16 protein-coding genes are annotated in these 20252 nt (G+C 69.3%); 13 read left to right on the forward strand and 3 right to left on the reverse strand.

Annotation, left to right across the window (positions count from 1 at the left end; all coding sequences use genetic code 11):
* Positions 1 to 118: 118 nt before the first annotated feature.
* The 11 genes from C8N38_RS04080 (at position 119) to C8N38_RS04130 (ending at position 14917) form a co-directional block, all read left to right on the forward strand.
* On the forward strand, positions 119 to 1978 hold the full coding sequence (locus C8N38_RS04080; RefSeq protein WP_108024191.1) for a TonB-dependent receptor plug domain-containing protein: 1860 nt from the start codon (positions 119 to 121) through the stop codon (positions 1976 to 1978).
* Positions 1965 to 2819: an ABC transporter substrate-binding protein gene (locus C8N38_RS04085; protein ID WP_245895505.1), complete on the forward strand. Its 855-nt coding sequence runs from the start codon at positions 1965 to 1967 to the stop codon at positions 2817 to 2819. The genes C8N38_RS04080 and C8N38_RS04085 overlap by 14 nt, the downstream gene beginning before the upstream one ends.
* 89 nt (positions 2820 to 2908) lie before the next feature.
* Complete coding sequence (locus C8N38_RS04090; protein WP_108024195.1) at positions 2909 to 4369, forward strand: cobyric acid synthase; 1461 nt, start codon at positions 2909 to 2911, stop codon at positions 4367 to 4369.
* A 37-nt stretch (positions 4370 to 4406) separates the two neighbouring features.
* Complete coding sequence (locus tag C8N38_RS04095; protein ID WP_158272299.1) at positions 4407 to 5462, forward strand: glycosyltransferase family 2 protein; 1056 nt, start codon at positions 4407 to 4409, stop codon at positions 5460 to 5462.
* Positions 5463 to 5466: 4 nt separating this feature from the next.
* Positions 5467 to 7752: a glycosyltransferase family 2 protein gene (locus C8N38_RS04100; protein WP_108024199.1), complete on the forward strand. Its 2286-nt coding sequence runs from the start codon at positions 5467 to 5469 to the stop codon at positions 7750 to 7752.
* Between the two features lie 62 nt (positions 7753 to 7814).
* Positions 7815 to 10250 carry a class I SAM-dependent methyltransferase gene (locus C8N38_RS04105; RefSeq protein WP_108024201.1) on the forward strand — a complete coding sequence of 812 codons (2436 nt, stop codon included), beginning with the start codon at positions 7815 to 7817 and terminating at the stop codon, positions 10248 to 10250.
* Positions 10251 to 10389: 139 nt separating this feature from the next.
* A complete protein-coding gene (locus tag C8N38_RS04110; protein ID WP_108024203.1) occupies positions 10390 to 11529 on the forward strand; it encodes an ABC transporter substrate-binding protein in 1140 nt (379 codons plus the stop codon).
* A gap of 58 nt (positions 11530 to 11587) precedes the next feature.
* A complete protein-coding gene (locus C8N38_RS04115) occupies positions 11588 to 12496 on the forward strand; it encodes a branched-chain amino acid ABC transporter permease (protein ID WP_108024460.1) in 909 nt (302 codons plus the stop codon).
* A gap of 3 nt (positions 12497 to 12499) precedes the next feature.
* Positions 12500 to 13483, forward strand: coding sequence for a branched-chain amino acid ABC transporter permease (locus C8N38_RS04120; protein WP_108024205.1), 984 nt, complete (start codon positions 12500 to 12502; stop codon positions 13481 to 13483).
* Entirely contained in the window at positions 13476 to 14231 is a 756-nt protein-coding gene (locus C8N38_RS04125; RefSeq protein WP_108024206.1) for an ABC transporter ATP-binding protein, read from the forward strand. Before C8N38_RS04120 ends, C8N38_RS04125 begins: the two co-directional genes overlap by 8 nt.
* Positions 14228 to 14917, forward strand: coding sequence for an ABC transporter ATP-binding protein (locus C8N38_RS04130; protein WP_108024208.1), 690 nt, complete (start codon positions 14228 to 14230; stop codon positions 14915 to 14917). Before C8N38_RS04125 ends, C8N38_RS04130 begins: the two co-directional genes overlap by 4 nt.
* A 6-nt stretch (positions 14918 to 14923) precedes the next feature.
* Here C8N38_RS04130 and C8N38_RS04135 read toward each other — a convergent pair whose 3' ends face one another.
* The gene (locus C8N38_RS04135) at positions 14924 to 15697 is read right to left on the reverse strand and encodes a phosphoadenylyl-sulfate reductase (RefSeq protein WP_215731079.1); all 774 of its coding nucleotides are present in this window, start codon (positions 15695 to 15697) and stop codon (positions 14924 to 14926) included.
* Between the two features lie 241 nt (positions 15698 to 15938).
* Here C8N38_RS04135 and C8N38_RS04140 point away from each other — a divergent pair, with 241 nt between their 5' ends.
* Both C8N38_RS04140 and C8N38_RS04145 read left to right on the forward strand, forming a co-directional pair.
* Positions 15939 to 16718, forward strand: a complete 780-nt coding sequence (locus C8N38_RS04140) for an HAD-IIB family hydrolase (protein ID WP_245895506.1) — start codon at positions 15939 to 15941, stop codon at positions 16716 to 16718.
* 89 nt (positions 16719 to 16807) lie between these two features.
* On the forward strand, positions 16808 to 18040 hold the full coding sequence (locus C8N38_RS04145) for a glycosyltransferase family protein (protein WP_108024212.1): 1233 nt from the start codon (positions 16808 to 16810) through the stop codon (positions 18038 to 18040).
* A 4-nt stretch (positions 18041 to 18044) separates the two neighbouring features.
* Here the strand turns inward: C8N38_RS04145 and C8N38_RS04150 are convergent, their stop codons facing one another.
* Positions 18045 to 18464 (reverse strand): NUDIX hydrolase, encoded by a 420-nt coding sequence (locus C8N38_RS04150; RefSeq protein WP_108024214.1) that lies wholly within the window; start codon positions 18462 to 18464, stop codon positions 18045 to 18047.
* 6 nt (positions 18465 to 18470) lie between these two features.
* Positions 18471 to 20237, reverse strand: a complete 1767-nt coding sequence (locus tag C8N38_RS04155; RefSeq protein WP_108024216.1) for a sugar phosphorylase — start codon at positions 20235 to 20237, stop codon at positions 18471 to 18473.
* Positions 20238 to 20252: the final 15 nt, after the last annotated feature.

Raw genomic sequence — 20252 nt, forward strand, 5'->3', positions numbered from 1 at the left:
CGGCGGTCCATCCGCAGTGGTGACGCATCACCGTCTGCGGAAGGCATGTCTTTCCAAGGACCCCACGACAGGACGGACCGCCCGCCGCGGCGGTTCCCGAGACCGGAACGGAACCGACATGACCAGACCCACCCTTTGCCTCACGCTCGGCCTCGCCGCGCTGAGTCCCTTGCCCGCCCTGGCGCAGGAGGTCCAGTCCAGCCTGATGCTGGACGAGATCACCGCCAGCGCCAGCCTCACGCCCATCGCCACCAACCGGACCGGCGCGACGGTCGAGACGCTCGAGAGCAGCGAGATCGCCGCAGGCGGTCAGAATCTGGGCCAGACCCTTGCCACCCTGCCGGGCGTGTCGATCACGCAGAATGGCGGGCTCGGGCAGACCGCCACGCTTCGGATTCGCGGGCTTGGAAACGGCTATATCGCGACCCGGATCGACGGGATGGGCTTTGCCGATCCCTCGGGCACCCCCGCCGCGCTCGACTTCGGCACCCTGACCGCCGGACTGCTCTCCAGGATCGAAGTGCTGAAGGGCTCGCAATCCGCGCTTTTCGGCGCGAATGCCATCGCGGGCGTTGTCGACATCACCACATGGAGACCGGAAAAACTGGGCTTTTCGGGGCGCGCCACGGTCGAAACTGGCACCTATGGCAGCTACTCTGCCGGTCTGAGCCTTGGCCAGAAGACCGAACGCGGCGAAATCTCGGCCACGATCTCGCATGTCGAAACCGACGGCTTCTCGACCCTGTCGGGCAATGACGAAGCGGACGGCTTTGACGAAGATTCGGTCTCGCTCAATGCCGCCTACGATCTGACCGACACCCTTCGGCTGGGCTTCTCGGGATTCTATTCCGACGGAAACTCGGACTATGACAGCGACGTTACCGACACTAACCCGATCACCCGATCGGAGGCGACGCGAAAAGGCCTGCGCGCCTTCGCCCAATTCGCGATCGGAGCGGTCGACAACGAACTGTCGCTGGCGCGCACGCAGACCGAGCGCAGCTACCGTTCGAGTTTCGGAACGTCCCTTTATGATGGCACCAGCCGGGCCGCCAGCTACCTCGGAACGGCCTCTCTGGCGGCCGGGACCGACCTGTCCTTCGGCGCCGACTGGAAGCAGGACGAAGCCACGCTTGACGGCGAGACCTATTCGGTCATCAACCGCGCGCTCTTTGCAGAGCTTCGCCAGGCCGCGACCGACGACATCGATCTGTCGCTTTCGCTGCGCTACGATGATTATTCAAGCTTTGACGATCAGGTGACCGGCCGCGCCGCGCTGGCCTGGCGGCTCCAGCCCGACCTGATCTTCCGCACCTCTCTGGGCACCGGCTATCGCGTCCCCGCGCTTTACGAACTTTACGGCACCATTACCGGCGACACGGTCGGCAACCCGGACCTCAACCCCGAAACCAGCACCAGCTTCGACATCGGGCTTGAAAAACGGCTGTCGGGCGACGGGTTCCTGAAAGCCACCGCCTTCTTTGCGGAAATCGATGACAAGATCGACTATGGCGCGGCCGACCCCGCCATCTGCAGCTATGCCTGGGGCTGCTACCGCCAGCTTGACGGAACCACCCGCAGCCAGGGCCTGGAACTGTCCGGCCGCTACGACATGACCCCTGCGACCGCGCTTTACGGCAGCTACACCTATACCGACGTGCGCTGGAAAGGCGACCGGCTCGACCGCGTCCCGCTCCACGATCTTCTGCTGGGCGTCAGCAGCGAGGTGACGTCGCGGCTCACGGCCGATGTCTCGTACCAATATGTGGCCGGGCGCCTCGACCCTTACGGTTCTCTGCCCGATGCCGGGCTTGCCGCAGCCCAGGTCACCTACGCGCTGGGCAACGGCACCGAGGCCTATGCAAGGATCGAAAACCTCTTCGACGAGGAGTTCTACTCGGCCGTCGCCTATGGCGGCACCTATCACTACAACACCACGGGCCGGGCGCTCTATGTGGGTCTGCGTGCCTCCTTCTAGCGCGATCCGGCTCGCCGCGGCCCTCGCCCTTGCCGGGGCCGCGGTGCTGGCCGACCCGCCCGCGCGGGTCGTGTCGATGAACCTCTGCACCGACCAGCTTGCCATGCTGGTCGCGGCCCCGGGGCAGCTCGTCTCGATCAGCGATCTTGCCTCGAACCCGATGAATTCGGCCATGCCCGAGGCCGCCCGCGCCTACCCCGCCAATACCGGCGGCGCCGAGGAAATCTTCCTGATGCGCCCCGATCTGGTGCTGGCCGGCACCTATTCGAACCCCGCGACCCTCGCCATGCTGGAACGTCTCGGCATCCGCGTCGCGCGGATCGGCCTGACGACGCGGCTTGCCGAGGTCCCCGAGCGGTTGCGCCAGACCGGCCGACTCCTGGGCCGCGAGGCCCGGGCCGAGGCGCTTGCCCGCACCTTCGAGCGGGACCTCGCCCGGCTCTCGCGCGGCGGCCCGCCCCGGCCGCTGGCCGCCTTCTTCTATGCCAACGGCTATACCCAGGGCAAAGGCACGCTGTCGGACGATATCCTGACCCATGCGGGCTTCGCCAATCTCGCAGGCTCCGGCGAGGCGGCGCGCGGTCGCAGCGGCGGCTTCGATCTCGCGCTCGAAGAGCTGGTGATGGCCGATCCCGATCTCCTGATCCTGTCGCGCCCCTATCCGAAAACCTCCCGCGCCGAGGAAATCCTCGCCCATCCCGCGCTCCGCGCCCTGCCCGCCACCGCCGCCCCGGCGCTGTCCGGCCCCGACTGGGTCTGCGGCACCCCCCTCGTGCTGGATGCCCTGGCCGAGATGACCCGCCGCCGCGATGCCCTCGCCGCCTCCCCCGACCGGAACTGACATCCCATGCGCTTGCAGCTTCTTCTTGGCCCAAATACCCAGGACGCAACGCCCGCAACGGGCCCAAGCTCCGAGGAAAGGCCCCCCCGATGACACGCGCGCTCATGCTGCAAGGCACCGGCTCGAACGTGGGCAAATCGCTTCTGGTGGCCGGGCTCTGCCGCGCGGCGCTCCGGCGCGGGCTGACCGTCGCGCCCTTCAAGCCGCAGAACATGTCGAACAATGCCGCCGTGACCGCCGATGGCGGCGAGATCGGCCGGGCGCAGGCGCTGCAGGCGCTGGCCTCGGGCCTCGAGCCGCTGGCCGACATGAACCCGGTTCTGCTGAAGCCCGAAACCGACACCGGTGCGCAGGTGGTGGTGCAGGGCCGCGCCCGGGGCGCGCTTCGCGCCCGCGCCTTCGCTGCCGAGAAACCGAAACTGATGGCGCCGGTGCTGGAAAGCTTCCACCGCCTCGCCGCCGGGCGCGATCTCGTCATCGTCGAGGGCGCCGGCAGCCCGGCCGAGGTCAACCTGCGCGCAGGCGACATCGCCAACATGGGCTTTGCCCGGGCCGCGAACGTGCCGGTCGTGCTGATCGGCGATATCGACCGGGGCGGCGTGATCGCCCAGATCGTCGGCACCCAGACGGTGCTCGATCCCGGCGATCTGGCCATGGTCCGGGGATTTGCCATCAACAAGTTCCGCGGCGATCCGCGGCTCTTCGACGACGGCTACCGGCTGATCGGGAACCGGACCGGCTGGCCCGGCTTCGGCGTCATCCCGTGGTTCGCCGGGGCCTGTCGCCTGCCCGCCGAGGATGCGGTCGATCTGGGCGGCGCGGGCCGGGGCGGCTTTCACGTCGTCTGCCCGATGCTCTCGCGGATCGCCAATTTCGACGATCTCGACCCGCTCAAGCTCGAACCTGGCATCCGGCTGACCATGGTCCCGCCGGGCCGCGCCCTGCCGGGCGATGCAGATCTGGTGATCCTGCCCGGCACCAAATCGACCCGGGGCGATCTGGCTTTCCTGCGCGCCCAGGGCTGGGACATTGACCTTGCCGCGCATCTGCGCCGGGGCGGGCGGGTGCTGGGGCTTTGCGGCGGCTACCAGATGCTCGGCCGACGCATCGCCGACCCGGACGGGCTGGAAGGCCCGCCGGGCGTGACCGAGGGCCTCGGCCTTCTCGAGGTCGAGACGGTGATGCGGGCGGACAAGACCCTGACCCGGGTCGCGGCCACCCATGCCGCGACCGGCGCCGCGTTTTCCGGCTACGAGATCCATATCGGCGCGACCGAGGGCCCCGACCGCGCCCGCCCCTTCGCCCATGTCGCAGGCCGGCCCGAAGGCGCGGTCTCGGCCGACGGGCGGGTCGCGGGCAGCTATCTGCACGGGCTTTTCGCCGAAGACGGCTTCCGACGAGCCTGGCTGGACCGGCTGGGGGTCGAGACCGGCACCGAGGGCTACGGCCAGGCGGTCGAGGATACGCTGGATGCGCTTGCCGCCCATCTCGAGGCCCATCTCGACATTGACGCGCTGTTTACCCTCGCCGGTGTAGTCCCCGGAAGATAGCCCCCGACGGGGGGCCAGGCTGCAAGAAGGCCCGCCGGTGCGCGCGCGCGTCCTGATCGTCACGACGGCCCGGAACGAGGGCCCCTATCTGCCGGACTGGCTCGCCCATCATCTGGGCGCGGGCGCGGACGGCATCATCGTCGTGACCAACGATTGCGAGGACGGCACCGACCGCATGCTCGACCTGCTCGATGCCGCCGGTCTGGTCACCCATCTGCAGAACCCCGCCCTCCCCGGCAAAAGCCTGCAATGGCAGGCGTTGAAGACCGCCGCCCGCCATCCGCGCGCGGCCGGGGCCGACTGGATCCTCGGTATCGACCTCGACGAATATCTCAACATCCATGTCCCCGGCCACGATCTGGCGGCGCTGGTCGCGGCCCTGCCCCCCGGCACCGATGCCGTGGCCCTGCCCTGGCGGCTCTTCGGCGACAATGGCCTGACCGGGCTTCCCGACCGGCCGGTAACCGAGCTTTTCACCGCCGCGATGCCCGCCGATACTGCCTTCCCGGTCGCGGCAAGCTTCTTCAAGACGCTCTACCGTCCCGAGGCCTTCGGCCGGATCGGCATCCACCGTCCGCGCCCGGCACCGGGCCGGGCCCCGCCCCGCTGGGTCGATGGCAGCGGCACGCCCCTGCCAGAACGCTTCGCGGCAAGCCCCGGGCGGCTCTCGCTCTGGGGGTTTCCGGCCGGGCGGGCGCTGGCCGAAATCAACCATTACGCCGTGAAGACGCCCGAGGCCTTCCTGATCAAGCGCGCCCGCGGCCTGCCGAACCGGACGGCCCGCGCGGTCGATCTGGGCTATTGGGTCGAACGGAATTTCAACACCGTCGACGACCGCTCGATCGCCGCGATGGCCCCGGCGACAGCGGCGATGCGCGCGCGCCTCGCCGCCCTGCCCGGGCTGGCCGATCTGCACGCCGCCGCGATGGCCTGGCACCGGGCCGAGGCCGCGCGGCAGATCGCGACGCCCGAAGGCCATGCCTTCTACAGCCAGCTGGTGCTGGCCGGGGGCAGCCGGGCGCTGCCCCCTGACCGCGCCGCCGTCCTGTACGGGCTTTATCCGCGCGGAACCGCCTCCGCGGCGAGGCCCTGAGCAGATGGCCGCCGGCCCCGAGATCCTGCGCGTCGCGCTGACGGCCCGGCCGCTTGGCCGCGCGCTCTGCCTCGACGCGGTCGCCACGCCCGCAGGCAGCGGCCGAGAGGTCACGGCGATTCTGGCCAGCGCCGCGCCGCCGGGCGCCGTCGGTCCGGCGGGCGAGACGACGGCCGCGACGCTGCGCACGGTCGCGGGCGCGCCGCTTCTGACGCTGACCTGCGGCAGCGACGAGGGCCCGGTTCCGCTGACGCTCGACGGCGCGGCCGTCACGCTTGACCCGCGCCCAGCCCGGACCGACCTTTTCGCCGGGCTCGACGTCATGGTCGCGCTTCGGAACGGCGAAACGGCCGGGGAGGCCGCCGACTGGCTGGCCTTTCACCGCCGGACCCAGAAGCTTCAGGCCGCGCTGATCGTCGACCGCGCTCCGCCCGGCCCCGAGGCCGATGGCTTTGCCAAGGCGCTGTGTGCCCTTCGGTCCCGGCTTGAGGGGCTGACCCGGGTGCTGCTGGTCGGTCTCGACCACCCGCTGGGCCGCCCCGGCGCGGCCCCCGAAAGCCACCCGATCAATGCCCCCGAGGCCCCGGGCAAGGACCGCATGGCCCCGCCCGCCCCCGATCCCTGGCAGGCCCCGCTGGGCGAGGGACACCTTTACGAATGGCTGCGCCGGGCATGGCTGGCCGAGGCACACGCGGTCGCCGCGCTCGACCTTTGCGACCTGCTGAGGCCAGATCCCTCCGGCGCCACGGTCTTCGAGACGGCGGGGACCTCGGGCGCGCTGGCGTTGCTGGGCCGCCATGTCTTTCCGTGGAAATCCCGCGACCCGTCCCGGCCGGGCTTTGCCGATCACGGCTGCGTCCAGTTCGACCGTCCGCGCGGGGTGCGCCGCTGGTGCGTGCTGCCGTCCCGGACGCCCGACGATCAGCCCTGGCGCGCGCACCGGACAGGCGAGGCCACGGCCAAGGCGGTCTTTTACCGCTGCATGGGCATGCGCCATCGCGGCCATCCGGTCGGCCGGATCGTGCCCAAGACAAGCCTTGTGGCCGACCCCGAGCTGGCCGATCTGGTTGCCAGCGAGTTCGGCCGCGGACCCGCGCGTCCCGGCCCGACCCCGGCCCGCCTCGCTCCAAGCCAAGGCAAAGACCAGGGCTCCGGCAAAGGCTCCAGCCAAAGCCCCGGGCGCGTGGCCATCGTCACCACCATGAAGAACGAAGGCCCCTTCATCCTCGAATGGCTGGCCCATCACCGCGCCATCGGCGTCGATGACATTCTGGTCTACACTAACGACTGCAGCGACGGCACCGACCGTCTGCTGGCGCTTCTCGACCGGAAAGGGCTGGTCCGCCATCGCACGAACCCCTACCGCGCCACCGGGCTGAAGCCCCAGCATGCCGCGTTGCAGGCAGCAGGGAACGAGCCCGCGATCCGCGACGCGGACTGGATCGTCTGCATGGATGTCGACGAGTTCATCAACATCAAGACCGGCGATGGCACGCTGGCCGCGCTGTTCGCGGCGACCCGGGGCGCCAACCTGATCTCGATGACCTGGCGGCTGTTCGGCAACGCCGATATCGACGACTACGAGGACCGCCCGGTGATGGCGCAATTCACGCTTTGCGCGCCCGAGATCACGCGCAAGCCGCATCAGGCCTGGGGCTTCAAGACGCTGTTTCGCAATCAGGGCCTGTTCCGCAAGCTGGGCGTCCACCGCCCCAAGGGGCTGGAACCCGGGCGGCTGGACGAGATCCGCTGGGTCGACGGCTCCGGTCGGCCGCTGCCGCCGCAGATGTACCGCACCGCCTGGCGCTCGACCCCGGGAACGGCGGGCTACGATCTGGTTCAGCTGAACCATTACGCGCTGCGCTCGGCGCAGAGCTTTCTGGTGAAGCGCGACCGGGGGCGGGTCAACCATGTCGACCGCGACCAGGGGCTTGGCTATTGGTTCCGCATGAACCACAACGCCGAAGAGGACCTGTCGATCCGGCGCCGCCTGCCGGCGATGGAGGCCGAGCGCGCCCGGCTGATGGCCGACCCCGAGATCGCCGCCGCCCACGCCGCCTGCGTCGCCGCCCATCGCGCGCGCATCACGGAACTGATGGCCGCGCCCGACCCCGCCGCGCTTCATGCCGAGTTGACCGGCGACCGGCTGCGGCGGCTGTCGCGGATGCTGTCCCATTTCGGCTCGAACGTCTTTCTGGCCGGGCCGGGGGCGATCCCCGACAGCGTGCTGCGGGCCGATCCGCCCGCCGATTTCTTCTTTACCGTCCCGAAGGGCGAAACCCGGCATTAACCCTGCCTCGGCTAGCCATGGGCCGATGGCCCCTTGCGGGCCGCCTCAGGGAGACGGCCGCGATGCCGCCTGCACGGATCGGCACGCTCTGGATCGGCCCGGCACTCGGCTGGCTCGAACGGCTGTGCCTGACCTCCTTCGTCGATCAGGGGCACGAGGTCACCGTCTTCGGCTATGCGCCCGTCGAGGGCTTGCCGCCCGGGGTCCGGTTCGAACGGGCCGAACAGGTCCTTGCCACCGACCGCATCCTCTTCCATGCCAGATCCGGCAGTCCCGCGCTTTTGTCGGACCGGTTCCGCTATCGCCTGCTGGCCGGTTGCCCGGGCATGATCTGGGCCGACACGGATGCCTATTGCCTGCGCCCGTTCGAGACCGAAACCGGCTATTTCCTGGGCTGGCAGACGCACCGCCACATCAACGGCGGCGTTCTGGGGCTGCCGCCCGACAGCCCGGCACTGGCCGCGCTGCTGGCCTTTACCGAGGACGACCACCCGATCCCGCCCTTCTATCCGCCCGCGCGCCGGGCCGACCTGAAGGCCCGGGCCGAGGCCGGCGCCCCCGTTCATGTCCGCGACCTGCCCTGGGGGGTCTGGGGGCCGGACGCCCTGACCCATTTCCTGACCGAAACCGGCGAGGCCGACCGGGCCTTCCCGCCCCCGGTTCTGTACCCGATCCCATTTTCCCGCGCCGCGCTGCCGCTTCGCGCCACCCGCCGCGCCGAGGCCGAGGCGCTGCTGGGTCCCGAGACCCGCTCGATCCATTTCTGGGGGCGGCGGTTTCGCAATGCACTGGACAAGATTGGCGGACAGCCGCCCCCGGGAAGCCTTGCCGCCGCTCTTCTGGACCGTCACGGGATCGCCACGGCCCCTTTGGCGCCACGTCGCGCGGATCGGCCCGATTTTTCGATGTTCGACGAGACCGATGTCACAAACCTGATCCTCCAGCGCAGCGCCAACGCCGAGGCCGGGCCCGAGATCCGCGCCTGGAAGGCGGGCGACGACGCCCCCTTGCAGGCGCTGGCCCGTGCGCGACGGGACGAGATCCTCGAGCGTGCCCTGACCGAAGCCGAGGCGGCCGCACGGCTTCTGGGCGACGCCCTCGCCGAAGCCCCGCCCGGGCGGCTTGCAGATATCGGCTGCGGCTCGGGGCTGGTCGATCTTTTCCTTCACCGCCGCTTCGGCTGTGCGCTCGAGCTGATCGACATCGAGACGACCGAGGCGCGGCATTTCGGGTTTCGCGACACCGGCGCGGGCTTTGCCGATCTTGCCCGCGCCCGCGCTTTTCTGATCGCCAATGGCGTGCCCGAGGGGATGATCGCGACCGTCAACCCGCGCCACGACGATCTGACGGACCTCGCGCCCGACGCGGCGATCAGTCTGCTCTCCTGCGGCTATCACTATCCGGTCTCGACCTACGCCCCGCTGTTCCGCCGGGTGGTGGCGGCGGGCGGCAGGCTGATCGTCGACATCCGCAACGGCTCGGGCGGGCTGGCCGAACTGCGCCGAATGGGGCAGACCCGCGTGCTGGCCACCGGGCCGAAGCACCGGACCGTTGCGCTGCGCCCCGCCTCCAATGCCGTGGCCGAGCCCTCCCCTGCGCCCGCGGGCGCGTCCGCCGATCGCTGGGCGGGCGTCGCCCGCGACCTGGCCGGGCCTCAGGGCAGCTTTACCGATTGCGGCGCCCATTCCTTCCTCTACGTGCCGCGGGGGCCGACCCTTGTGGTGACCTTCGACAATCTCGAACTGGCGCTGGAAAAGCGCGAAGGCCGCCGCCCCTGGGGCTTCGACTTCATCGCCCGGAACGGCTGGTCGATGCTGGGGGTGATGGCCGCCGGCTGGACCTGGTTCCGCGACCCGGCTGTCGCAGAGCAATTCGACCGGCTGGCCGCCTCGGGCTTCTTCGCCCGGTTCGAGAGGGTGGTGTTCTACGGCGCCTCGATGGGCGGCTACGGGGCTGCCGCCTATTCGGCCGCTGTGCCGGGCGCCACGGTGGTCGCGATCAGCCCGCAATCGACGCTGGATCCGCGCCTCGTGCCCTGGGAAACCCGCTATGGCCGCGCCGCGCGGACCCGCGATTTCACCGGCCGCTATGGCGATGCCGCCGAGGCCAGCCGCGCCGCCGCCGCCGTGCATCTTTTCTTCGATCCCCATGTCGGCCCCGATGCCGCCCATGCCGCGCGCTTCGACGCGCCCAATGTGCGCGCCCGGCGCTGCCCGCTTCTGGGCCACCGGCTGGGGTCGTCGCTGCAGCAGATGGGCATCCTGCAGGAGATCGCCACCGCCGCCATCGAGGACCGGCTCGACCCGGCGCGGCTTTCGGCGCTGCTGCGCCGCCGCCAGAGCTTTCCGCGCTATCTGCGCGAACTCGCCCGCCAAGCCCTAGCGCGCGGGCATCCCGAGATGGCCGCCCGGGTGGTCGAGATTGCCCGCATCGGGTCCGACAGCCGCGCTCTGCGCAAGCTGAAGGCCGAGATCGACACAATTCGCGCCGCCTCCTGAGACGCCCTTGACGCAGGGACCGCTCCGCCTCGGGCGGCCAATCGCCGCTTGCCGCAGGACGCAGGCCCGGCTTAGCATGCCCGCCAACCGGCCGGGACCAGGGGGCCCAGAAGCCGGGCAGAGAACGGGGAAGATGACAATGACATTCAAGGCAACGCTTCTGGCGGCCGGGGCCGCACTTGCGCTGGCGGGGTCAGCCGCCGCCGATCCGGTGAAGGTCGGCATGATCACCACGCTGTCGGGCGGCGGCGCGAGCCTCGGGATCGACACCCGCGACGGGTTCATGCTGGCGGTCGAGGCCGCCGCCAATCCCGACCTGACGGTGGTGATCGAGGACGACCAGCAGAAGCCCGAGATCGCCGTGCAACTGGCCGACAAGCTGATCCAGTCCGACAAGGTCGATGTGCTGACCGGCATCGTCTGGTCGAACCTCGCCATGGCCGTGGTTCCGGCCGCGACCGCGCAGGGCAAGACCTATCTTTCGACCAATGCCGCGCCTTCGCAACTGGCGGGCAAGGGCTGCAACCCGGGCTATTTCTCGGTCAGCTACCAGAACGACAACCTGCACGAGGCAGCCGGGGCCTATGCCGCCACTGCAGGCATAAAACGCGCCTTCATCATGGCGCCGAACTACCCGGCCGGGAAGGATTCCCTTAGCGGGTTCAAGCGGTTCTACGAGGGCGAGGTGGTGTCCGAGGTCTATACCCAACTCGGCCAGACCGATTATGCCAGCGAGATCGCGCAGATCCGCGCCTCGGATGCCGACGGGGTCTTCATCTTCCTGCCGGGCGGTATGGGGATTTCCTTCGTCAAGCAATATGCCGAGTCCGGCGTCGGCCTGCCGCTGATCGGCCCGGCCTTCAGCTTTGATCAGTCGATCCTTCAGGCGATGGGCGATGCCGCCGTGGGCGTGCTGAACGGCGCGAACTGGTCGCCCGATCTCGACACTGCCGCGAACGCGACCTTCGTCGAGGGCTTCCGCGCCGCATACGGGCGCCTGCCCTCGGTCTATGCCGCCTATGGCTATGACACCGCGAACCTGCTGCTGTCGGCCATGGCCAAGGCGCCGGTTTCGGATACCGAGGCCTTCCGCGCCGCGCTGAAAGAGGCCGACTTCGCCTCGGTTCGCGGCAAGTTCAGCTTCGCCCCGTCGAACCACCCGATCCAGGACCTGTACGTCCGCGAGGTGGTGAAAGAGGGCGACATCTACACCAACAAGATCGTCGGCACCGCGATGACCGATCGCGGCAATCCCTACGAAGACGCGTGCAAGATGTGACCCCATGGCGGGCGGCCCGGCGCCGCCCGCCCCGCCGGAGACCCGCCCCTTGTCCGCGATGCTTCTGATCGAGCAGGCCCTGAACGGCCTGCAATACGGGATCATGCTGTTCCTGATGGCCGCCGGGCTGACACTGGTCTTCGGGGTCATGGGGTTGATCAACCTCGCGCATGGGTCGCTTTACATGCTGGGCGCCTTCGCCTGCGCGGCGGTCGCCGCCGCGACCGGCAGCTTCTGGCTGGGCCTTGCCGCAAGCCTTGCCGCCGCCGCCGCCGCGGGTGCGCTGATCGAGCTGTCGGTGATCCGCAGGCTTTACGCGCGCGATCATCTCGACCAGGTGCTGGCGACCTTCGCGCTGATCCTGATCCTGTCCGAGGGCACGCGCTGGCTTTTCGGGTCCTTTCCGCTGTATCTCGACATCCCGGCCGCGCTGTCGGGGCCGGTGCGGCTGCCGGGGGGCATCGACTATCCTCTGTATCGCCTTGCGCTGATCGGCTTCGGGCTGGCGGTGGCGGCGGGGCTGTTCCTGCTGATCGGCAGGACGCGGCTGGGTATCCGCATCCGCGCGGGCGAGGCCGACCGCGAGATGATCGCGGCCCTCGGCGTCGACATCTCGCGGCTTTACACGCTGGTCTTCGCGCTGGGCGCCGCGCTGGCGGGGCTGGCGGGCGCGTTGGTCGGCGCGCTGCAATCGGTGCAGGTCGGCATGGGCGAGCCGGTGCTGATCCTTGCTTTCGTGGTGATCGTGATCGGCGGCATCGGGTCGATCAACGGGGCGCTGGTCGGCGCGCTGCTGGTCGGGATGACCGACACGCTGGGCCGGGCGCTTTTGCCGGTTGCCTTCGCGACGGTGCTGCCCCCGGCCGAGGCCGGATCGGTCGGCGCGGCGCTGGCCTCGATGCTGATCTACATCGTCATGGCGGGCGTGCTGGTGATGCGGCCCGGCGGCCTTTTCGGGCGGGCCTGAGCGATGCGGCGCGAACCCGTTCTCAACACCCTGATCCTGCTCGCGCTCCTGGCGGTGCCGCTGGCGGCGCAGGCGCTGGACGAACCATTTCTGGTGACACTGGCGACCAAGGCCGCGATCCTCGCGTTGGCGGGCGTCGGGCTGAACCTCGCGCTGGGGTTGGGGGGCATGGTGTCGTTCGGCCATGCCGCCTTCTTCGGGATCGGCGGATACGCCATGGCGGTGCTGGCCGCGCCCGTGCAGGCCTATGAGCCGCTGATGACCTGGCCGATGGACTTGCCGGGCACCAAGTCGATGCCCGCGATCTGGCTGGCGGCGATGGCGGCGGGAGCGCTGGCCGCGCTGGTCATCGGGGCGCTCAGCCTGCGCACCGGCGGGGTCTATTTCATCATGATCACGCTGGCCTTTGCCCAGATGCTTTACTATTTCGCGGTCTCCTGGCCCGCCTATGGCGGCGAGGACGGGATCTCGATCTATGTGCGGAACGGCTTTCCCGGGCTCGACACGCTCAATCCGCTGCAGTTCTTCGGGCTCTGCCTCGGCGTCCTGCTGCTGGCGCTGGGGGCGATGCATCTGATCGCGCGCTCGCGCTTCGGTCTGGCGCTGGACGGCGCGCGGCAGAACCCCGACCGGGTGGCGGCGCTGGGGCTGCGGCCCGCCCGGCTGAAGCTGATCGCCTTCGTGATCTCGGGCGCGGTCACGGCGCTGGCGGGGGCGCTTTTCGCCGATCTGAACCGCTTCGTCAGCCCCTCGATGCTGCATTGGCAGACCTCGGGCGAGATCATGGTTTTCGTCATTCTGGGCGGCGCGGGGCGGCTGTTCGGCCCGGTGGCAGGCGCCGCGATCTTTGTGCTTCTCGAACATCTGCTGGGCGGGGTCAGCGAGTACTGGAAGCTTTTCCTTGGGCTTGCGCTTCTCGGGATTGTGCTTTTCGCACGCGGCGGGCTGATCGGCGCGCTGGCGGGACGGGCGGTGGCGCATGACTGACGAGATACTGGAGGTTCAGGACCTTCAGCTCGCCTTCGGCGCGCTGAAGGCCACCGATGGCGTGTCGCTGACCCTCAGGCGCGGCGAGATCCATGCCCTGATCGGGCCGAACGGCGCGGGCAAGTCGACGCTGATCGGGCTGATCGCGGGCACCCTTCGCCCCGATGCGGGCTGCATCCGGCTGAACGGGCGCGACGTGACCGGGTGTGACGCCGCCGCGCGCGCCCGGGCGGGGCTGGCCCGCACTTTTCAGATCACGACGCTGGCGCCCGAACTGACCGTGCTGCAGAACGTGATGCTGGCCGTGGCGGGCGCCAGCGGCGCGCCCTACCGCTTTCTGCGACCCGCGCTTTCGGACCCGGCATTGGTCGAACGGGCGGGCGGCTTTATCGCCCGGGTCGGGCTGGCCGGGCGCCGTGCGGTACGGGCGGGCGATCTCGCGCATGGCGAACGGCGGCGGCTCGATCTGGCGATGGCGCTGGCGCTGGCGCCCCGCGCCTTCGTGCTGGACGAGCCGATGGCGGGGATGGGGCCGGACGGTGCGCGCGAGATGACCGCGCTGCTCGATCTGCTGCGCCGCGAGGCGCCGATCCTGCTGGTCGAACATGACATGGATGCCGTCTTCCGGCTGGCCGACCGGATCAGCGTGCTGGTCTCGGGCCGGATCATCGCCAGTGGCCCGGTCGAGGCGGTGCGGGCCGACCGGGAGGTGCAGCGCGCCTATCTGGGCGAGGAGCGTCTGGCGTGAGCTTGCTGCAGCTTGAGGGCGTGACGGCCTTTTACGGCCCGGCGCAGGCGCTTTTCGGGGTCGATCTGCGTCTGGCCGAGGGCGAGGTCATGGCGCTGATGGGCCGGAACGGCATGGGCAAGTCGACCACGATCCGCAGCATCTGCCGGCTTTTGCCGCATCGGGGCGGCACGATCCGGTTCGCGGGTCAGGATCTGGCCGGGATGCCCGCCCATCGCGCGGCCCGGCTGGGGCTGGGGCTTGTGCCCGAGGGGCGGCGGGTCTTTCGCGGCCTCAGCGTCGAGGAAAACCTGATCGCCGCGGCCCGGCCGGGGATCTGGGACCTGCCCCGGATCGCGGGATTGTTTCCGCGGCTCGCGGAACGGCGGCGGCAGGAGGCCGGGTCGCTGTCGGGCGGCGAACAGCAGATGCTGGCCATCGGCCGCGCGTTGATGACCAATCCGCGATTGCTGTTGCTAGACGAGGCGACCGAGGGGCTGGCGCCGCTGATCCGGGCCGAGATCTGGGCGGCGATCCGGCAGCTGAAGACCGAAACAGGGCTGGCGATCCTGGTGGTCGACAAGTCGCTGACCGAACTGGTCCGCATCGCCGACCGCGCGGTCATCCTGGAAAAGGGCACCAGTGTCTGGACCGGGCCCGCGGACGGGCTGACGCCCGCGCTGGTCGACCGCTATCTGGGGATCTGACCCGGCTCAGGCCGGACGACGGCGCACGAAGCGCCCGTCGGGGCCAAGATGGATGCCGCATTCGGTCTTTTCGGGGTTGTCGGCCCAGCGCCCGGCCCGCGCATCCTCGCCCGGCCGAACCGCGCGGGTGCAGGGCTCGCAGCCGATAGACCGGAAGCCCGCCGCCTCCAGCGGGTGGCGCGGCAGCCGGTGGGCGGTGAAATAGGCGTCGATATCGGCCCGGGTCCAGAAGGCCAGCGGGTTGACCTTGAGATGGGCGCCGTCGCGCTCGATCGCGGGAAGGGCCGCGCGGGTCGAGGCCTGAAACCGCTTGCGCCCGGAAATCCAGGTATCGAACCCGTCCAGCGCATCGGCCAGCGGGAAGGTCTTGCGCAAGAGGCAGCACATGTTCGGGTCTTCATGGGCCAGCCTGTGATGCGGGTCCTCGGCCGCGACGGTCGCCGGGTCGGGTCGCACATCGACCAGATTGAGGTCGAGCCGCCCGGCCAGCTGGTCGCGATAGGCGAGCGTCTCGGCGAAATGCCGCCCCGTCTCGATGAACAGCACCGGAATGCGCGGAAAGATCCGGGTCACGTAATGCAGCAGCACCGCGCTTTCGGTGCCGAAGGACGACACCAGCGCGCGCTTGCCCAGCCGCGGGTCAAGCAACAGCCCCACCATGTCGACATGGCCCAGATCGGGCATGTGGTCGGCCTGCAGAGCCTCCAGCAGCCGGTCCGCACCGCCCGGGGGCCAGGCGCTTTCGGAGGCGCGTTTCGCATCGGAGACGGGATCGGACATTCTGACATTCCCTTGCGCGGCAATGGTCCAGAAGTATCACCCTAAAAGAGTCGGGAAAACCCGCGGCGCAGGGACCGAAGGCCGCGCGACACCGCTGCGTGATTTTTCGCCACTCTCTGACATGTGCCTGTCACATTGGCATGTCTGGGCGGGCGGTTCCGCGACCCGGCTCTGGCCATGGGCGCGCGGGCCGCGTATCCCGGTGCCAAGCGTTCCCACGTCTTGTCCTCGAAGGATGCCGATGCCCCGCCCAGTCCTGCTGATCTTCACCGACCTCGACGGCACGCTGCTCGACCACGAGACCTATTCGCACGAGGCCGCCGCCCCGGCGCTGGAGGCGCTGCGCGGGGCCGGGGTGCCGGTGATCCTCGCCTCGTCGAAGACCGCCGCCGAAATCGCGCCGCTTCGGGCCGACCTGGGCCTGGCCGCGCATCCGGCCATCGTCGAGAACGGCGCGGGCATTCTGGAACCGGGCGCCGAGGCCCCCCGGACGGGCAGCCGCTACCGGGCGCTGCGTACCGCGCTCGATCAGGTGCCCGCCCCGCTGCGCCAGCGGTTCCGGGGGTTTGGCGATGGCGGCGCACACTGGATCGCCGATGCGACGGGGCTGGCGCCCGAGGCCGCCGCGCTGGCCGCGCAACGGCTTTATTCCGAACCCGGCATCTGGTCGGGCAGCGAGGCAGAGAAGACCGAGTTTCTGGCAGCCCTCCGGGCGCAGGGCGTCAGCGGACGCGAGGGCGGGCGCTTCCTGACCCTGTCGTTCGGGGCCAGCAAGGCCGGGCAGATGGCCGAGATCGCGGCGCGTTACTCGACGCCCTATATGGTGGCGCTGGGCGATGCGCCGAACGACCGCGAGATGCTGGAACAGGCCGATCAGGGCTTCATCATTGCCAATCCGCATCGCGCGCCGATGCCGCCTCTCGATGGCGAGGAAACCGGCCGCATCCAGCGGATCGCCGCAGCCGGGCCGAAAGGTTGGAACCAGGCTGTGCTGCGGGTTATTGCTGATTTCGGGATCTGACGGTCCCGACCCTGACTGTCCCCGGGGCGCCCCCGCCCCGGCCCTGTCTTTCTTCGGGACGGTCCCTGTCCCGGCAAGGAGCCGCGCCCATGGCCGATTTTCACCAGAACGGCAATGTCGCCACCCTGCACAACCTGCGTTCGGCCCCGGCCGAGCTTCTGGTGCACGAGCTGACGACCTTTGCCCAGACCCGCAAGATCAGCCTGATCCTGCCCTCGCTGTTTTCCGAGCTTGAAGGCGACGCGCTGCCCAAGATCCTTGACGAACTGGCCGAGGTGCCGTTCCTGCACCGGATCGTCATCGGGCTCGACCAGGCCGACGAGGCGCAGTTCGCGCATGCGCTGCGCTTTTTCGGCCGGTTGCCGCAGAACCATGTGGTGATCTGGCAGGACAGCCCGCGGATGCAGGCGATCCATGCCCGGCTCGACGTGCACAACCTGACACCGGGCGAACCCGGCAAGGGGCGCAATGTGTGGTTCTGCATGGGCTATCTGATGGCCTGCAAGGACAGCGCGGTGATGGCCCTGCATGATTGCGATATCGTCACCTACACGCGCGAGATGCTGGCGCGGCTGGTCTATCCGGTCGCGAACCCCAATTTTCCCTATCAGCTGGCCAAGGGCTTCTATCCCCGGATCGGCGAGGGCAAGCTGAACGGCCGGGTCAGCCGCCTGCTGGTCAGCCCGATCCTGCTGGCGCTGAAGAAGACCATCGGCGACCGCGATTACCTCGACTACCTCAGATCCTTCCGCTACCCGCTGTCGGGCGAATTCGCGCTCAGGACGGCGCCCCTGCCCGACCTGCGCATCCCCTCGGACTGGGGGCTGGAAATCGGGGTCCTGTCCGAGGCCTGGCGCAATCTCGCGCCGCGGTCTGTCTGTCAGGTCGAGATCTCGGACGCCTATGACCACAAGCACCAGCCGGTCTCGCCCGAGGATGCCTCGCGCGGGCTGTCGCGAATGTCGGTCGATATCTGCAAGTCGATCTTCCGCAAGCTGGCGGCCGACGGCACGGTCTTTTCCGAAGAGATCTTCCGCACGCTGAAGGCCACCTATTACCGCGAGGCGCTGGATCTTCTGGACTGCTATTACAACGACGCGCGGATGAACGGGCTGAGCCTCGACCGCCATGCCGAGGAGAACATCATCGAGATGTTCGCCCAGAACATTACCGAGGCCGGGCGGGTGTTTCTGGACAACCCCGCCGAGACCCCCTTCATCCCGACCTGGAACCGGGTGCATTCGGCCGACCCGACGCTGATGGACGACATGCTGGCGGCGGTGGCGGCGGACGCGGCCGATTTCGGGCCCTCGGCCGACTGAAGGCTCATCCGGCGGCGAGCCGCGCCACCCGGGTGACATCGGCGCTTTGCGGCGCCAGCGCCTCGAGATCGTCAAGCGCGACCCAGCGCGCCTCGAGCGCGTCGTCGGCCGCGACCGGCGCACCCGACTGCCAGAGGCAGCGGACCGCGACAAGAACGAAATGCCCCAGCACCTGCCCGTCAGGCCCGCGGTCGAGCGCGTCGAGCGCGGTCAGCACCGCCTGCGGCTCGGCCCGTATGCCGGTCTCCTCGAACAGCTCGCGGGCCGCGGCGGCCAGCAACGGCTCGGCGAAGTCGACCTTGCCGCCGGGAAAGCCCCAGAAGCCCGCATCGGGCGGGTTGGCGCGGCGCACCAGCAAAACCTGGCCCGCGCGGATCACTACGGCCAGCACCGCGACCAGCGGCCTTTGCCCCTCCGCCGTCATCGCCGCCTAGCCCGCGCCCGGCCCGGCGACGTCGCGGTTCGAGATCCAGCGGCACTGATAGGGCGCGAACGGGATTTCCGTGCCGGTGGGCGAGATCCGTTCGCCCGACAGAAGGTCGATCCAGTCCTCGCCGCCGATGAGGTTGATCGACAGAGGCGAGACCGACAGATCCTCTGCGCTGACATTGTGCAGCGCGAAGACCGACTGGTCGCGGTCGAGGCTCTGGCGCCAGAGGCCGAACAGCCGGTGATCGAGATGCAGCGTGAACTGGGTCGCGTTCGGATGAAAGGCGGGCTGGCGGCGGCGAATGCCGATCCGCCGCTTCATCTGCCGCAGCACCAGCGCCTGCAGGCTGGACGGATCGTCCAGCAGGGCCAGCAAGGCCGGGTAATCCCAGCGGTGCCGGTTGATCGCGCGCTTGATGCCGGTCTTCTCGACCCCGGCATGATCGTTGGGCGTCGCCAGCAGCGCATGCACATAGAAGGCCGGGATCCCTTCCAGCGCCATGACGATGGTCTGCGAACAGAGGAACCGGTCGACCTGCCACTGGTCCTCGCCCGCGAAGGTGCCCTTCATCGCGTCGAACCAGGTGATGTTCAGTTCGTAGGCGGACTCGCCGCCGCCGACGGTGGAGCGCATCGACACCTCGCCGCCGAAGGACCGGATCGCGCCGATGATGTCGCCGATCTGCTCTTCGGGCAAAAGCCCCTCGACCGGGCGCATGCCGATGCCGTCATGGGAGGCGGTGAAGTTCAGGTAGGCACAGCCCAGCTGCGCGGGCGGCATCGTCGCCTGCCAGCGGTGCAGGTATTCGGCCGTGCCCGACAGCAGCGCATGAAGGATCAGCGGCGGCAGCGAGAAGTTGTAGACCGCATGGGCTTCGTTCCGGTTGCCGAAATAACTGAGATTCTCGTGGTTCGGCACGTTGGTTTCGGTCAGCAGAACGATCGGCTCGACCGCGAAATCGCACAAGACCCGCATCAGCTGGACGATGGCATGGGTCTGGGGCATGTGGATCGAAGGCGTGCCGGGTTCCTTCCACAGGAAGGCCACCGCATCCAGCCGGACGATGCGCACGCCATTGTCCACATGCAGCCGCATGATCCGCAGGAATTCCAGCAGCACCTCGGGATTGCGGAAGTCGAGGTCCACCTGATCGTGGCTGAAGGTGCACCAGACATGGCGGGGGCCGTTCGCCGTCTCGACCGCGCGCAGCAGCGGGCTGGTGCGCGGGCGGACCACCGGCGCCAGATCGTCCTCGGGCGAGGCCTCGAAGAAGAACCGGTCATAGGGCTCGTGGCCCTGCAGGTAGTCGTGAAACCAGTTCGACTGGCTCGACACATGGTTCAACACCAGATCCGACATCACCCGGAAGCTGCCCGCGATGCGCTGGATGTCCTCCCAGTCGCCGAGGTTGGAATTGACCGACCGGTAATCGGTCACCGCAAACCCGTCATCCGAGGTGAACGGAAAGAAGGGCAGGATATGCACCCCCCCGACCGTGCCCTCCAGATGGCGGTGCAGAAAATCGTTCAGCAGGTCGAGCGGCTTGTGCTGGCCATCGGTGAAGCTGTTGCCATAGGTGATGACCATCGAGTCCTCGCAGGACCACAGCCGGTTCGACGGCATTCGGGCGCGGCGGCGGGGGCGCGCGCCCTCGGGCCAGAACGCCTCGACAATCCGGTCGATCAGAAGCTCGCGGTCCTGATCCGGATAGATCAGGCCAACGAGGCCGGCCAGCTTGATGCGCAGGGTCTGCGTCGTGTCGGTCATGGCGTCCAAGCGTTT

The organism is Rhodovulum kholense (genome assembly GCF_003053725.1).
Lineage (GTDB): Bacteria > Pseudomonadota > Alphaproteobacteria > Rhodobacterales > Rhodobacteraceae > Rhodovulum > Rhodovulum kholense.

What these genes read in the sequence shown, in the direction of transcription:
- C8N38_RS04080 (WP_108024191.1), top strand. Translation starts at nt 119, where the DNA reads ATGACCAGACCCACCCTTTGCCTCACGCTCGGCCTCGCCGCGCTGAGT.
- C8N38_RS04090 (WP_108024195.1), top strand. Translation starts at nt 2,909, where the DNA reads ATGACACGCGCGCTCATGCTGCAAGGCACCGGCTCGAACGTGGGCAAA.
- C8N38_RS04100 (WP_108024199.1), top strand. Translation starts at nt 5,467, where the DNA reads ATGGCCGCCGGCCCCGAGATCCTGCGCGTCGCGCTGACGGCCCGGCCG.
- C8N38_RS04105 (WP_108024201.1), top strand. Translation starts at nt 7,815, where the DNA reads ATGCCGCCTGCACGGATCGGCACGCTCTGGATCGGCCCGGCACTCGGC.
- C8N38_RS04110 (WP_108024203.1), top strand. Translation starts at nt 10,390, where the DNA reads ATGACATTCAAGGCAACGCTTCTGGCGGCCGGGGCCGCACTTGCGCTG.
- C8N38_RS04115 (WP_108024460.1), top strand. Translation starts at nt 11,588, where the DNA reads ATGCTTCTGATCGAGCAGGCCCTGAACGGCCTGCAATACGGGATCATG.
- C8N38_RS04120 (WP_108024205.1), top strand. Translation starts at nt 12,500, where the DNA reads ATGCGGCGCGAACCCGTTCTCAACACCCTGATCCTGCTCGCGCTCCTG.
- C8N38_RS04125 (WP_108024206.1), top strand. Translation starts at nt 13,476, where the DNA reads ATGACTGACGAGATACTGGAGGTTCAGGACCTTCAGCTCGCCTTCGGC.
- C8N38_RS04135 (WP_215731079.1), bottom strand. Translation starts at nt 15,697, where the DNA reads ATGTCCGATCCCGTCTCCGATGCGAAACGCGCCTCCGAAAGCGCCTGG.
- C8N38_RS04140 (WP_245895506.1), top strand. Translation starts at nt 15,939, where the DNA reads ATGCCCCGCCCAGTCCTGCTGATCTTCACCGACCTCGACGGCACGCTG.
- C8N38_RS04145 (WP_108024212.1), top strand. Translation starts at nt 16,808, where the DNA reads ATGGCCGATTTTCACCAGAACGGCAATGTCGCCACCCTGCACAACCTG.
- C8N38_RS04150 (WP_108024214.1), bottom strand. Translation starts at nt 18,464, where the DNA reads ATGACGGCGGAGGGGCAAAGGCCGCTGGTCGCGGTGCTGGCCGTAGTG.
- C8N38_RS04155 (WP_108024216.1), bottom strand. Translation starts at nt 20,237, where the DNA reads ATGACCGACACGACGCAGACCCTGCGCATCAAGCTGGCCGGCCTCGTT.